The sequence below is a fragment of the Frankia sp. R82 genome, assembly GCF_023716925.1.
Classification (GTDB): Bacteria; Actinomycetota; Actinomycetes; order Frankiales; family Frankiaceae; genus Frankia.
The window spans coordinates 34,537-48,503 of the sequence record NZ_JAMQQG010000027.1; the positions used below are offsets into that span (position 1 = coordinate 34,537).

The 13,967-nt window shown below is 71.1% G+C and carries 11 protein-coding genes and 1 pseudogene; 7 read left to right on the forward strand and 5 right to left on the reverse strand.

Annotated features, from left to right (window positions below):
* Nucleotides 1–17: 17 nt before the first annotated feature.
* The gene (locus tag ND747_RS07990) at nucleotides 18–881 is read right to left on the reverse strand and encodes a universal stress protein (RefSeq protein WP_251732841.1); all 864 of its coding nucleotides are present in this window, start codon (nucleotides 879–881) and stop codon (nucleotides 18–20) included.
* A gap of 1,596 nt (nucleotides 882–2,477) precedes the next feature.
* On the opposite strand from ND747_RS07990, the gene ND747_RS07995 reads away from it, so the two are divergent.
* The gene (locus tag ND747_RS07995; RefSeq protein WP_251732842.1) at nucleotides 2,478–4,358 is read left to right on the forward strand and encodes a hypothetical protein; all 1,881 of its coding nucleotides are present in this window, start codon (nucleotides 2,478–2,480) and stop codon (nucleotides 4,356–4,358) included.
* A gap of 171 nt (nucleotides 4,359–4,529) precedes the next feature.
* Nucleotides 4,530–6,389 (forward strand): GMC family oxidoreductase N-terminal domain-containing protein, encoded by a 1,860-nt coding sequence (locus ND747_RS08000; protein ID WP_251732843.1) that lies wholly within the window; start codon nucleotides 4,530–4,532, stop codon nucleotides 6,387–6,389.
* 72 nt (nucleotides 6,390–6,461) lie between these two features.
* Here ND747_RS08000 and ND747_RS08005 read toward each other — a convergent pair whose 3' ends face one another.
* Nucleotides 6,462–7,268, reverse strand: a complete 807-nt coding sequence (locus ND747_RS08005; RefSeq protein ID WP_251732844.1) for a hypothetical protein — start codon at nucleotides 7,266–7,268, stop codon at nucleotides 6,462–6,464.
* Nucleotides 7,269–7,742: 474 nt separating this feature from the next.
* On the opposite strand from ND747_RS08005, the gene ND747_RS08010 reads away from it, so the two are divergent.
* Nucleotides 7,743–8,270, forward strand: a complete 528-nt coding sequence (locus ND747_RS08010; RefSeq protein ID WP_251732845.1) for a peptidylprolyl isomerase — start codon at nucleotides 7,743–7,745, stop codon at nucleotides 8,268–8,270.
* A 38-nt stretch (nucleotides 8,271–8,308) separates the two neighbouring features.
* Nucleotides 8,309–9,346 (forward strand): rhomboid family intramembrane serine protease, encoded by a 1,038-nt coding sequence (locus ND747_RS08015; protein ID WP_251732846.1) that lies wholly within the window; start codon nucleotides 8,309–8,311, stop codon nucleotides 9,344–9,346.
* A gap of 27 nt (nucleotides 9,347–9,373) precedes the next feature.
* Here the strand turns inward: ND747_RS08015 and ND747_RS08020 are convergent, their stop codons facing one another.
* Nucleotides 9,374–9,904, reverse strand: a complete 531-nt coding sequence (locus tag ND747_RS08020; protein ID WP_251732847.1) for a PH domain-containing protein — start codon at nucleotides 9,902–9,904, stop codon at nucleotides 9,374–9,376.
* Between the two features lie 195 nt (nucleotides 9,905–10,099).
* On the opposite strand from ND747_RS08020, the gene ND747_RS08025 reads away from it, so the two are divergent.
* Entirely contained in the window at nucleotides 10,100–12,004 is a 1,905-nt protein-coding gene (locus ND747_RS08025) for a glycoside hydrolase family 15 protein (protein WP_251732848.1), read from the forward strand.
* Nucleotides 12,005–12,070: 66 nt separating this feature from the next.
* A complete protein-coding gene (locus ND747_RS08030; protein WP_251732849.1) occupies nucleotides 12,071–12,430 on the forward strand; it encodes a hypothetical protein in 360 nt (119 codons plus the stop codon).
* Nucleotides 12,431–12,514: 84 nt separating this feature from the next.
* Here ND747_RS08030 and ND747_RS08035 read toward each other — a convergent pair whose 3' ends face one another.
* Together ND747_RS08035 and ND747_RS08040 are read right to left on the reverse strand one after the other, a co-directional pair.
* The gene (locus tag ND747_RS08035) at nucleotides 12,515–12,913 is read right to left on the reverse strand and encodes a RidA family protein (RefSeq protein WP_251732850.1); all 399 of its coding nucleotides are present in this window, start codon (nucleotides 12,911–12,913) and stop codon (nucleotides 12,515–12,517) included.
* A 183-nt stretch (nucleotides 12,914–13,096) separates the two neighbouring features.
* Nucleotides 13,097–13,354, reverse strand: a complete 258-nt coding sequence (locus ND747_RS08040; RefSeq protein ID WP_251732851.1) for a cell division protein CrgA — start codon at nucleotides 13,352–13,354, stop codon at nucleotides 13,097–13,099.
* 339 nt (nucleotides 13,355–13,693) lie between these two features.
* Here ND747_RS08040 and ND747_RS08045 point away from each other — a divergent pair.
* Nucleotides 13,694–13,967 (forward strand): annotated as a pseudogene (locus tag ND747_RS08045) (hypothetical protein); the annotation flags it as partial.

Below are 13,967 nucleotides of genomic sequence, written 5' to 3' on the forward strand. Positions count from 1 at the left end.
CGGGGTGGGCGGGCGCTTCAGTGCGAGCGAATGATCGCCACCGGCACCGCGGAGTGAATCATGCACTGGTGACTGACCGAGCCCAGCAGCAGTTCTGCGAACCCACCGTGACCGCGGGCGCCGACGACCACCAGGTCGCCCTCACGGCCAGCGGCCAGCAGTGCCTGGCTCGCGGAACACGGGATGGTTCGCCGCTGTGGCTCGACAGCTGCCGGCAGGTCGTCGCGGACGGCGGCGATGGCGTCGTCGAGGACCGTTGCGGCCTGGTCGCCGAGCGCCTGGGTGATATCCACGGGGGTCGCGGCGAAGGGCATCGGGAGAGCCGCGAGCCAGGCATGCACGGCGATCAGCTCCACCCCGCGGCGGTCGGCCTCGGCTGCGGACCACACCAGGGCGGCCAGCGAGTTCGGTGATCCGTCCACGCCGACCACGACGGGACGCGGCTGCCGGTCGAAGCCGTGCCCCGGTTGGTCGTCGCCACCCCGGGCGATCACCACGGGTACCGATGCATGCACGGCCACCGAGGTGCTGACCGACCCGACCCGGAGGCGGTGCAGCAGACCCCGCCCGCGTGCCCCCACCACGATCATGCGCGCGTCGTGGCCCACGGTGAGCAGTGCCTGCGCACCCGGCTGGTCGACGACCTCCTCGACTACCGGGACCGTGCCGCCGGCCTCGACCACCGTGCGATGCAGCAGACGGCCGGCCTGCTCGGCGAGTTCGTCGGCGGAGTGCGGCCAGATCGGCTCCGGGGTGCCCGAACCGATGCCGACAACGGCGCGCACCGGGCAGCCGTACCGCCGGGCCTCGGCCAGGGCCCAGTCCAGAGCCACCCGGGAGCCGGCCGAACCGTCGACCCCGACCACGATGTCGTCGTTCACGCGCGGCCTCCTCGCCAGTCGCCGGTGGTCTCGCCGGTCGCCGGTGGCCGGTGGTCCCGCCTCCCCGCTCGATACCCGGGGGCGGTCGTCGGGAACCCGGCCCCCCGACCTGGGGTATGCACCTGGCCGGGGCCGACAGCGCGGTGCGGTCGGCCGTCTTTCGGCCGGCTGTGGCGGGTCGGCCGGGATGGGCTGTCGTGGCGACCGGGTGGGGGTGGCGGGTCCACGGTGGTGGATGTCCGGCGTCCGGATGTCGACCGATGGGTTGGGCGCGGGTCGACGGTCACCCGGAGAGCTGGCGGCGGTGTTGGGCCAGCTGGGGACGAAACTGATGGGTGAGCATGGTTTTGACGCATCCCGGAGCCTACGCACAACATCCCCGCCACACCGTTCGACGTGATCGCCGCAGGTTGATGGTGTTCGGTTGGGTCGGGCGGGCTGGGATACGCCCGATCAAGGGAAATGTCCAGGATCTGTCCGCAATCGGCGGCGCTTGCACCGGGAACATTTCGGACAGCGAGGGAATCATCGGGACCTCGCCGCGGATGGTTACCGATCTTCGACGCACCGTACTCGGTCTGCTTGCTTCGGGCGGTTCCTGGACGCCGTGTGCGGATCCCGCTCTCGGTGTCCGTCGCTTGGTTGTTGGTGTTCGTTTCCCGGCCGGACCGCAGCGGTCGATCGATGGTGCGTGGTGGTCCGCAAAAGGCCTGCGCACACTGTCCCGGCGCCTCGTCGTTGAATTTCGGGCTGAATTTGGACTTAACACCTTTCGGACTTGGTGAACAGGTTTTTCGGTCTACGCCGTTATGTCCTGGCCGGGTTGTGGGTCCCGCCTGGATGCCTGTTTCCGCTGCTTCCTCGGCGGCGGCCCGGGCCTGATCCGGGGCCCGGGTGCCGGTCGGGGCGGCGCCTCTCGGCTGACGGCCGGACCTCTTGCCATGTCCTGCCGTGGTCTGGCGTCGGGCCGCGGCGGTCGGGGTCGGGCCCGGCGAGCGCGAGCCGGTCGCCCATCGGGGGTGTGGCCCCGGGGATCCGAGGAGGGGGTGCGGCCCTCCATCGGAGCCCTCCGGCCTTTCCGTCTGATCATGTCACCACGTTTGTTCGGCAGGCGAAGGAGTGATCGTCATCTGGGTGCTCCCAGGTGTCAGAACAGTTTCTGCTGATCATCTGTCCGGGGTGGTCAAAATTTCTTCTTGTACTGGAGGTGCCAGGTGATGATCGGATGCCGCTCTGCTTGAAACGCCGGAATCTCAGTGGCATTCGTGTGGCCTCATCGCAATCTTTTTGCTGCGAAGCAGCTGCCGGATGTTTGATGTTTCCGTCACACCACGACCACCCAACGGCGGTGATGGAGTCATGTCCTCTTCATGTGAGCGTGGTGGCTCCCCGCAGGAGCCCCTTGATGCGGTGCGGAGTACGGTGCCTGAACACACATCGACTCGCCCTCCCCCCATCGATCCCGTCCCGGCGGGCGCGATCCCCGGACATCCGGTCCCGTCCGAGGCGGGCCCGGGCGGTCCGGCAGCTTTGCGTAACGGTGCAGCTTCACGTGGCAGTGCGGCTCCGAGTGACAGCGTCGAGGGAAGGAGGCTCGTGCCGCCGGACACCATCCAGCTCGCCATCCCCGGTGCTCTGGTCTCGGTCCGCGCGGCGCAGGACTGCGGGACGCTGATCGGCGATCGCATCGGGTGGCAGCGGGCCATCCTGCGGGCGGGGCTTCCCTCGGCGGCGAAGCTTGTCGCCTGCACAATGGCGAGCCACCTCGCCGAGGCCCTGCCGAGCGTCCCCGAGGGCGTCGCCGTGAGTGGCCCCGGCCTGCTCACTCTCATGGATCAGACCGGGTACAGCCGGACCCACGTGCAGCGGCAGGTGTCACGCCTGCGCCAGGAGGGCTGGCTGGCGACAGTGGCTCGCGCCTCCGCCGGACGGACCACCCGGTTCGCCCTGATGATCCCCGATTCGGCGGTGGAGTCAGGTCTCGTCCGCCTGGTCGAGAGCTCAGCCGCAGCCGGAATGGGAGCCGGTGGCGCCGGTGCGGGTGGCGCCGATGGCTTCGGTACCGATCCCGCTGGGGCCGGTACCGCTGGCGCCGAGGGTTCCAGCGCTGACGACGGCGGCGCTGACGACGGCGGCGCTGGCTCGGGGACTGGTGGAGCCTGGGTGGGCCGTGGCGGTCGCACCCGTAGCAGTGGCGCGGCAGCCGCCGGTGGACCGACCCGGCGGCATGGCCGTCGGGCCCGGCTGGGCTCGCGCAGCTGGAGCGGCGCGCGCCGCCGTTCCCGCGCGATGGCCACGGTCGGTTCGACCTCCGCCCTCGTTGCGGATGCCACGGTGGGTGCGGATGCCACGGTGGGTTCCGATGCCACGGTGGGTTCCGATGCCACGGTGGGTTCCGATGCCACGGTGGGTTCCGATGTCGCTGTCGGTTCCGACGCCTCGACAGTCCCCGCCGCACCGGTGGGTGCCGAGCCGCCGGTGAGCGCCGTAACTCCGGTCGCCGCCCCCGGTTTCGGCCCGGACGCAGCGTCCTCGGTCGCGCCGGCACCGATCGTCGACGAGAACGTCGACGAGTGCTCGACGCAGTTGGTTGTCGAGGCTGGGCTGGCCAGGACGGACGTCCCGGACGACGTCGTGACGGCCGAGCCGGACGATGTCGTGACGGCCGAGCCGGCCGCGAGCGCACCGGCCGAAGGCGAGGCGGTCGACCCGTCGGTGCCGAGCATCCCGCTGCCGCCTCCACCGCCGTCACCGAAGACGCTGGCCGCCACCCAGGTGATCAATGTTCTGGCGAACACCATGCGACGGTCGACTTCGGACTATCTTGCGATCTTCGGCAAGCTGGAGGTCATCTTCGACGAGGACAACTGGGACCCGGTCACGCTGGCGCTGCACCTTGTCCACATCATCAGCACCGGCGTGCTGGTCGGTGACGGCGACGAGATCGACAATCTGTCCTGGCGACTGGACCGGCTTGCGCGCTCCTCGGCGGAGTGCGGGTGCCGATCCTGCGTCGAGCAGCGGGCTGAGTTGCTCCGGGCGGCATCCGCACGGGCGTCGGAGACGAGCGTGGCCCAACCGTCGGTCGACCGCGAGCCGGACGCCGGTGGTGCGGGCACGGCCAGCACTCGGCTGGCGACAATCACGCCCGGCGAGCTGCGCATCGGTAATGCCAGGGGCGGTAGCTCGCGGTACGCGAACGTCGGCGCCACGCGGACCGCAGGGTTCCCTGGCGCACCGTCCGGCGCCGCGTCGGCCAGCGCCGCGGCGCCGTCGAACGGAACCGGATCGGCCGAGATCCCACTGCCCCCGCTGGAGGAGATCGAGCGGGCCGCCCAGGTCGGCCTGGAGGCGCGGGTGCGTGACCAGGCCGTCGCCAGGGCAGCCCTGACCGAAGCGGTGCTCAACGGCACCGATCCCGTGTCCCAACGGACCGCACGGATCATGGGTCGCGGTCGTCCGGGCAGCGCGGCCTGACCAACGCGGCCTGACCAACGCGGTCTGAGCGGCGATGGTGGTCGGGGAACGTAGCCGGCCGGCGCATCGTTGACGTCATCGCGGGTCGGCCGGTATTGCGTATCGGTCCGGTCGGCACAGGTCCGGTCGGCACATCAGGGTGACCAGCGGCGAGCGCGGCAGGTGGCGAGCATGGCGATTGGTCGGTCCCGGAAACGTCCCAGCATCTCCGGCCGGCCTGAGCCCGCCGCCAGCAGCGCCGAGACCAGCGCCGATGTGATCGTGATCGGCAGTGGTTTCGGGGGCAGCGTCAGCGCGCTGCGGCTGGCGGAGAAGGGATACCGGGTCCTCGTCGTCGAGGCAGGGCGCCGCTTCACCCCGCAGACGTTGCCGCGCACCAACTGGGACCTGCGGCGATACCTGTGGCTGCCGCGCATCGGCTGCCGCGGGATCCAGAAGATCACCTGGCTCGGCCGGGCGCTCGTGCTGTCTGGCACGGCGGTCGGCGGCGGCTCGGTGGTCTACGCGAACACCCTGTACCGACCGCTCGACGCGTTCTACACCGATCCACAGTGGCACGACATCACCGACTGGCGGGCGGAACTCGCCCCCTTCTACGACCAGGCCGAACGAATGCTGGGCGTAGTGGTCAACCCGTCGACGACCTACGCCGACGAAGTGTTCCGCGAGGTCGCCGAGGAGATCGGCGTCGGCGCCAGCTGTGGGCCGTCCCGCGTCGGGGTGTTCTTCGGACGGGACGGGAAGCAGGAGCCGGGTGTCACCGTGGCCGACCCGTACTTCGGCGGGGCCGGCCCGAGCCGCACCGGCTGTGTCGAATGCGGCGAGTGCATGACCGGGTGCCGCCGCAACGCCAAGAACTCGCTGGACCGTAACTACCTGTGGCTCGCCGAGCAGGCCGGTGCCCGCATCCTCGCCGACACCACCGTGACCGGGATACGTCCCCGTCCGGGTGGCGGCTACGAGATCGACACCATCACCGCGCCCGTCCGGGACGCGCGCTCTCGAACCCCGGACCCAGCCAGCCCGGATGCGGAGCGCCAGGATGCAGGATCTGGCCGGGCGCGCCGGCAGCGACGGACGCTGACCGCGGACCAGGTCGTGCTCGCCGCCGGCACCCTCGGTACCCAGCGGCTGCTGCACCTCGGGCGCGAACGGGGGGACCTGCCCGGCCTGTCCGATCGGCTGGGGGAACTCACCCGCACGAACTCCGAGTCGATCCTCGGGGCGAGCCGGCACCACGCTGACCAGCGGGTCACGCAGGGGGTCGCGATCACATCGTCGTTCTACCCGGACGACCACACTCATGTGGAACCCGTCCGTTACGGGCGGGGCAGCAACCTGATGGCGCTGTTCAGCCTGCCCATGACCGAGGGCGGCGGGCGGTGGCCCCGCTGGGTGAAGGTGCTGCGGGAGCTGGCCGTCCATCCCCGCCGGGCGCTGGCCGGGCTGCCCTGGCGCTGGTCCGAACGGACGGTGATCCTGCTGGTCATGCAGGCGCAGAACAACTCGCTGACGGTCCGGCTACGGCGGGGCCCGCTCGGGCTGCGCTGGCTGACCAGCCGGCAGGGCCATGGCGAGCCGAACCCGTCCTGGATTCCGGCGGGCAACGACGCCGCCCGCCGGGTCGCCGCCCGCATCGGCGGGCATCCCCGGGGCTTCGTCGGTGAGCTCGCCGACGTTCCGCTCACGGCGCACATCCTCGGCGGCGCCGTCATCGGAACCGATCCCGCCCACGGCGTGATCGATCCCTACCACCGGGTGTTCGGTCATCCGGGGCTGCACGTGGTCGACGGCGCGGCCGTCTCGGCGAACATCGGGGCGAACCCGTCGCTGACGATCACCGCCCAGGCCGAGCGGGCCATGGCATTCTGGCCCAACCGGGGGGAGCCGGATCCGCGTCCTGCGCTCGGCGCGCCCTACCGGCGGGTCGAACCACCCCCGCCGGCCCATCCGGCCGTACCGCAGTCGGCACCCGGCGCGTACCGGCGCCTGCCACTGTTCGCCGGCACCGACACGCCAAGGCACCGCTGAGTGCTCCAGCGGTGCCCCGGCGAGCGCCGGACCTGCGGATCTATCCGGTCACCGGCAGGACGCCGAGACGGGTCAGCGCGGGCCCGGACGGCTGATCTCGCTGCGCGAGGTGTCCACCCCCGGCATCTCCTCGAGGCTGCTTGACGAGGCACGCAGGCGATCGTCGAAGGTGCCGGCGGTCAGCGGGCTGGTGCCGCTGGTGCTCGTGCCGCTGGTGCCGCTGGTGCTGGACGACGTGGCGGGCGTGGCGAGCGGGGCCGGGATCGGCTCCGCCTCGGTGCCGAGCGCCTCGCTGCCCCGCTGCGCCAGGTACCGGCGCGCGGCGACGGTCCCCGCGGCACCCGCACCGAGCAGGGCCAGGGTCAGCACGCCACGACGGCGGTGCCTGTGCACCCTGGCGAGCTTCGTCTCGACCTTCGCCAGTCGCTTTTCGAGGATCTGCTGGGCCTTGTCCGCCTCGACGCGTGCCTTGGTCTCGGCCGCGACGGCCCGACGGGAACGCTGCCGCTCGGCGCGGATCTCGGCGGTCGCCCGGGCCCGTTCGGCGGTGAGCTCGGCCCGGGAGCGGGCCTTTTCCACCTTGCGTCCGGCCCGACCGGAGGCCTTCACGGCCTTGCCGGCGGCCTTGCCCGCGGTCCGCCCGGCTGCGGCGCCGCTGCGTGCCGCGGAACCGGACGCATCGGAGACGAGGTGGGCGACGCTGAGCCCGGCGTCCCGGGTGGCCGAGGCGGCGGTGCTGGCCGTGCCGCCGGTGATGCTCGCCGCCCGGTGTGCGGCGGTCCCCGCGGTGTCGGCGGCGTGGCGTGCGGCGTCCGAGATCCCGCTGACCGGCGCGGTGTCGGTGACGTGCGAGATACGGTCCTTCAGCGTCGTACTCATGGCGTCCTTCCCTGTCTGCCGTTCATGGTGAGCTGGGAGCTGGGCGGGTCAAGATCTGTGCAGTGTGCCGTACCCCGACACCCGGCCTCTCCAACCCGAAGTCGTCTGCCAGGCGTGTCACGCCGTCCTGACCGACGTGGCGGCGGTGCGTCCCGGGGCGTGCGGTGGCGTCCCGTCGAGTCCGGGCGTCTGCCGGTAGCGGGCGTCTGCCGGTAGCGTGCGCCGGCGGCGACCGGTCGGACCGCCATGTCGCCGTGCCTGGATGGCCGGCGTCGGCGTATCCGGACTACCGGCAACCGTGGACTCGCGGAACGTGGACGCGCCAGGCGCATACGATCGGTACCGGCCCGGGTGCCGTCCGGGCGGACCCGAACCGGGCGGACACAAACCGGGCGAACCCGAACCGGGCGGACGTCGAACCCGACCCGAACAGACCTGAACCGAACAGACCCGACCTGAAGAGAAGAGAGACCCATGGCCGAGGAGCTGTACGCGACGCTGCGGACGACTCAGGGGGACATCGAGATCCGACTGTTCCCCGACCACGCTCCCAAGACCGTCCGTAACTTCGTCGGGCTCGCGACCGGCGAGCAGGAGTGGGTCGACCCGTCGACCGGTGAGCGCAGGTCGGGCACCCCGCTCTACAACGGGACGATCTTCCACCGGGTCATCCCGGACTTCATGATCCAGGGCGGTGACCCGCTGGGTTCCGGTCGGGGCGGCCCGGGCTACAAGTTCGCCGACGAGTTCCACCCGGACCTCGCGTTCACCCGGCCGTACCTGCTCGCCATGGCGAACTCCGGCCCGGCGACGAACGGTTCGCAGTTCTTCGTCACGGTGGCGCCGACGGCGTGGCTCACCGGCAAGCACACCATCTTCGGCGAGGTCGTCCGCGGCACCGAGATCGTGGACGCGATCGCCAAGGCGCCGACCGGCGCGCAGGACCGTCCGAAGACGGACATTGTGATTTCCGAGATCGTCGTCGATCGCCGCCAGGCCTGACGGACTGCCGGCTCGGGCTTTATACAGGGGTAGTGACGATGGGCGCACCGCCGGAGTCGGCCAGCGAGCCGGGCCCGGACCCGGGCGGCCCGAGCGGCTCCGGGGGATCGTCGCCGGGCTGGCGGCCGAGTGTCGGGCCGCCGCCCGGCCGGCAGGGCTGGACACCGCCGCCCCAACCCGCCGGTCCGGACGGTCAGTCTGGTCCGGCCGGCCAGGTCGTGCCGCACTGCTACCGGCATACCGACCGGGAGACCTACGTCACCTGCCAGCGGTGCGGCCGACCGATCTGCCCGGACTGCATGCGCCCGGCCGCCGTCGGGTTCCACTGCCCGGAGGAAGGGCAGGGCCGGGCGTCCGCCGGTCAGGCCGGTGGCGGTGGGCGGACCGGCCAGCGGGACCCGCGGACCGTGCTCGGCGGTCGGGTGGGCCAGGCCCGGCAGGCGCTGGTCACCCAGAGCCTCATCGCGATCTGCGTCGTCGCCTACTTCCTGCAGGGCGCGCCCGGGCTCGGCAACAGCGACCGGTACAACGGCTTCACCGAGCGGTTCGCGATGGACGGATATCGCATCGCGGCCGACGACCAGTACTATCGGCTGCTGAGCGCGGCCTTCCTGCACGCGAGTGTGCTGCACATCCTGTTCAACATGTATGCGCTGTTCCTGCTGGGCTTCCAGCTGGAGGCGCTGCTCGGCCGAGCCCGGTATTTGGGACTGTTCGTGGCCGGCGCGGTCGGCGGCAACACGTTGAGCTATCTGCTCGGCGGCCTGTCCACGTTCTCGGTCGGCGCCTCCACCGCCATCTTCGCGTTCTTCGCCGCCTACTACGTGATCGCTCGCCGGCTGCGGATCGACTCGACCCAGATCCTCGTCGTCATCGGCATCAACCTCGCGATCACCTTCACTCTCAGTGGCATCGACAAGTGGGGCCATCTGGGTGGGCTTGCCGTCGGCGTCCTGGTCGGCCTGCTCTACGCCCACGTCCCGCCGCGGCACGCCCGGCTGCAGGCCGGCGGCGTGGTGGGCATCATCGTGGTGCTGCTGCTGGCCGCGGTCGCCAAATCGTCCGCGCTGACCTGAGCGCTGACCTGAGGCCAGGTCGAGAGGTCAGTGCGAGCGCAGGCGGATCCGTTCGATGCGCTCGGCGATCGGGCCCGGGTCGGCGCCGAGCTGGCGGCGGGTGAGCAGGATCGGCCCGTCGATCGTCTCCACTTCGAGGGTGCGCAGATGCACCGCGCGCCGGTTGTGGGTGACGGTGCCGGCGCGGACCCGCAGCACGGCCGCCCACGGCAGCTGACGGCGCCGTAGACCGTCGACCAGGTCGAGGCCGCCCGGGTCGACCCGCAGCGTCGGACGGGCCAGCAGATCCCGCACCGCCAGAACGCCGAGCCCGGCGGCGACCACGCCGAGTAGCAGCCGGCCGGCGCCATCGAGCTGCTCGAGCCGGGCGGCGAGCGAGCCGATCGCCGCGACCAACGCCACCAGCGCGCAGCCGGCGGCGTAGAGCGCCACCCGCCACAGCGGCGGCGACCACGATGCCGAGTCCGCCCCCGAATCCGAAGCCGCCCCCGAAGCCGGGTCCGGGCCCGATGCCGCGTCGGCACCGGAGGTCGGGGAGGGCGGGTCAGCTGGAGTCATCCCATCACGCAACCACACCCCCGTCCGGTCGTCGTGGTCCGCTCCGCCCGTCGTGGCCTGGTCCTTGCGCCACCCGCCACATCGGCTACGATTCGCAATCTCGCCATCACGCAATGTGTCTAATCTGGGTGGCGGGGTGGAGTGGATGTTGTGGCTGTTCATGATCAGGAACTCCGGGGTGGGCAGGAGGACCGGATGGCGCAGGCTCCGGTGCGGCGCAGTGGGGGCAGTCCGTTCCCGCCGATCGCCGAGTATGGATTCCTGTCGGACTGTGAGACGTCCTGCCTGGTGGCGCCCAGCGGAAACGTCGAATGGATGTGCGTGCCGCGCCCGGACGCACCGAGTGTGTTCGGCGCGGTGCTGGACCGTTCGGCCGGCGGGTTCCGGTTCGGCCCGGACCGCACCCAGATCCCGGCCGGACGGCGCTACCTGCCGGGGACGAACATCCTCGAGACGACCTGGCAGACCCCGAACGGCTGGCTGATCGTCACCGACTGTCTGGTCGTCGGCCCCTGGCACCGCACCCATCGGCGGTCCAACACCCATCGGCGCACGCCGAGCGACTGGGATGCCGACCACGTGCTGCTGCGGCTGGCCCGCTGCGAGCACGGATCGGTCGACCTGAGCCTGGTCTGCGAGCCGAACTTCGACTACGGCCGGCACGCCGAGTCGTGGGAGTACGAGGCCGAGGACTACTCCGCCGGCGTCATCGGGCATGCCGGCACCGGTGTCACGCTACGGCTGCGCACCGACCTGCGGCTCGGTTTCGACGGCCGCCGGGCGCTGGCCCGCACCACCCTGCGTGAGGGCGACACGGCGTTCGTCGCGCTGACCTGGCGGGCCGAGGATCCCCTGCTGCCAGACACCTACGCGCAGGCCTGCGACGCGGTGGAACGCACCACCCAGTTCTGGCGCCAGTGGCTGTCGCGCGGCATGTTCCCGGACCATCCGTGGCGGCGTCACCTGCAGCGCAGCGCCCTCGCCCTGAAGGGCCTGACCTATGCGCCGACCGGTGCGCTGCTGGCGGCGGCCACCACGTCCCTGCCGGAGACCCCGCACGGCGAACGCAACTGGGACTACCGGTACAGCTGGCTGCGCGACTCGACCTTCGCCCTGTGGGGCCTCTACACCCTGGGCCTGGACTACGAGGCAAACGACTTCTTCTCGTTCATCGCCGACGTCGCCGAACACGACGACGAGATCCAGGTGATGTACCGGGTCGGCGGCGAGCCGCGGATCGACGAGGAGATCCTCGGCCATCTGTCCGGCTACGAGGGCGCGTCTCCGGTGCGGGTCGGCAACGCTGCCGCCCTGCAACGTCAGCATGACGTGTGGGGAGTCGTGCTGGACTCGGTGTACCTGCACACCCGGTCCCGGGACTACCTGTCGGAACGGCTGTGGCCGGTGCTGGTGCGCCTGGTCGAGGCCGCCGCCGCGCACTGGCGCGAACCGGACTGCGGGATGTGGGAGGTCCGCGGCGCGCTGCAGCACTTCACCGCCTCGAAGATGATGTGCTGGGTGGCGCTGGACCGTGGCCGCCGCCTCGCCCAGATGCGCGGTGACCTGCCGACCGCGGCCCGCTGGAAGGCCATCGCCGAGGAGATCCACGCCGACGTCTGCGAGCACGGCGTCGACCACCGCGGCGTGTTCACCCAGTTCTACGGCTCGACGGCGCTGGACGCGTCGCTGCTGCTGATGCCGCTGCTGGGCTTCCTGCCCGCCGCGGACGAGCGGGTGAAAACCACCGTGCTCGCCATCGCCGAGGAACTCACCGAGGACGGCCTGGTGCTGCGCTACCGCACCGAGGAGACCGACGACGGGGTTACCGGCGCGGAGGGTGCGTTCCTGATCTGCTCGTTCTGGCTGGTGTCCGCACTGGTGGAGATCGGTGAGCTGGCCCGGGCCCGGCAGCTGTGCGAGCGGCTGCTGAGCCTCGCGAGTCCGCTCGACCTCTACGCCGAGGAGATCGACCCGCACAGTGGTCGCCACCTCGGCAACATCCCCCAGGCGTTCACCCACCTCGCTCTGATCAACGCGGTGATGTACGTCATCCGGGCCGAGGACGCCGAAGCCTACGCCCGCCCGTCCCCCTCCACCTGACGTTTCCGCCGTGGGCGTCGTCGCCTTTGGGCTCGGGGTGCGGGTACGGACGGCTAACGTGAACGAATGGCCAGCCTGGAGATTAGGGACAAGCGGGTCGAGGTTGTGCTCAGCGGCCTGGAACGGCTCGGTGCACTGCGCGGCGACGTCTCCGTCGCACTTGACGAGGTGCTCGACGTGCGCACGTCGCATGAGCCGTTCCGCGAACTGCGGGGGTGGCGGCTGCCCGGCACCGGCCTGCCCGGGGTGATCGCGCTGGGCACCTGGCGGTCCCGGGACGGCAGGGATTTCGCGGCGGTGTACCGCGGCCGGCCCGCCGTCGTCGTCGAGGTACGCCCGGGGGCCGAGTTCCGCCGTCTGCTGGTCGGCGACGACCAGGCCGAGGACACCGTCTCTCGGTTGCGTGCCGCCGTCCTGGCCCGCTGACCGGGCCAGCGTGCACCAGGTCGGCCCGGTCCACCAGGTCGGCCCGGTCCACCAGGTTGGCCTGATCCACCAGGTTGGCCTGAGCTACTTCCCGCCACCTCGACGGAATGCCTCTGCCTCAACTTCGACGACCCAACGGTCGTCCAGCAGTCCGGCGACGATCACCATCGTCGCCGCCGGGCGGGCGCCCTCGAACAGGTCGCGGTGCACCGAGCCCACGGCAGCCGCATGGGCACCCGAGGTGATGTACATCCGGGTGCGCACCACGTCTTCGAGGCTGGCGCCGGCCTGCGCCAGGGCCGCCCCGATCAGCTCGAAGCACCGCCGGGCCTGCGCTGCCGCATCCGGCGGGACACCACCGTCCGGCTGGACCGGACCGGTGCCGCTGACCAGGATCCGATCGTCGATCCGCACCGCCCGGGAGAAGCCGATGATCTCCTCGTAGGGCGAGATCCCCGCAATGAGATCACGATTAGTGGTCATAACATCACTATCCATTGATCTCACCCTCAAGGGTGATATCCACACTTGTGGACAACGGTTGTGGATAGATGACAGCCGTGCAAGTCGCCACAGCATCGCTTGCCCCGCGGACCTGCCTGTGAATGCGGATCGATCCGCCCACACCCGGCACTGTGGCCACTACGGGTAGCCACCGGCGCGCAGTCAGCGCCACTGGGTGGAGACGGCCAGCCCGATGACGACGAACCCGAAGCCGATGAGGATGTTCCACCCCCCCAGGCTTTCCATGCCCAGCACGCCGCCGTTGGAGAAGTAGTAGACGAGCAGGTAGGCGATGCCGAGCAGGAACAGCGCGAGGATCAGCCCGCCGAACCACGGCGGCGACGGCGGCTTGCGCCGGGTCTGACTTCCGCTGGCGTTCGACGTCTGCTTCTTCGGCTTGCGGCGTCGTGACTCGGGCACGGCGGTACTCCTCGACTGGCCAGGCATGGACGGCGCAGCGACCGCCCTGCGCTTCGCCCCGTTCAGGGGTGGCGATCCCACGTTGGGCACCAGCGTAGACAGTGGATCTGTGCGTGTGCCGATTGCCTACCGAACTCGACGGCCCGTGGTCCGTTGTTCGCCGACGCCATCGCCGACGAGATCGCCGACGAGATCGCGCCCGCGTCGGCCAACGTGCCCGCCGGGGTGCCACTGCCCGCGTACCGTGCGGCGCGACGACGACAACTGCGATGGTCGAAGACCTGCCGGAATCGCCGAAAATGGTCTTGATCCATGGGAGACGGGAGGATTCTGCGGGACATGGTTGGCGAGGTAACAGCCGTACCGCCACGCTCGGACGCGCGACTGGTGGCTGGTCGGCCACGGTTCACCGGGCGTGCGCCACGCGCCGCCACGGTCGTGGTGCTGGTGTGTCTGGGCGTGCTGATGGGAGTCGCCTCCCGGCATGCCGGGCCGTTTGCCGGAGCGGATCGGCTCGCCGCCGCCCGCCTCGGTCCTGGCGGGGTCGCGCAGGCCGTCGCCGACGAGTCCCAGCGCTCAGCGCGCCGCGCCGCACTCGCCGGCTCCGCGGGCC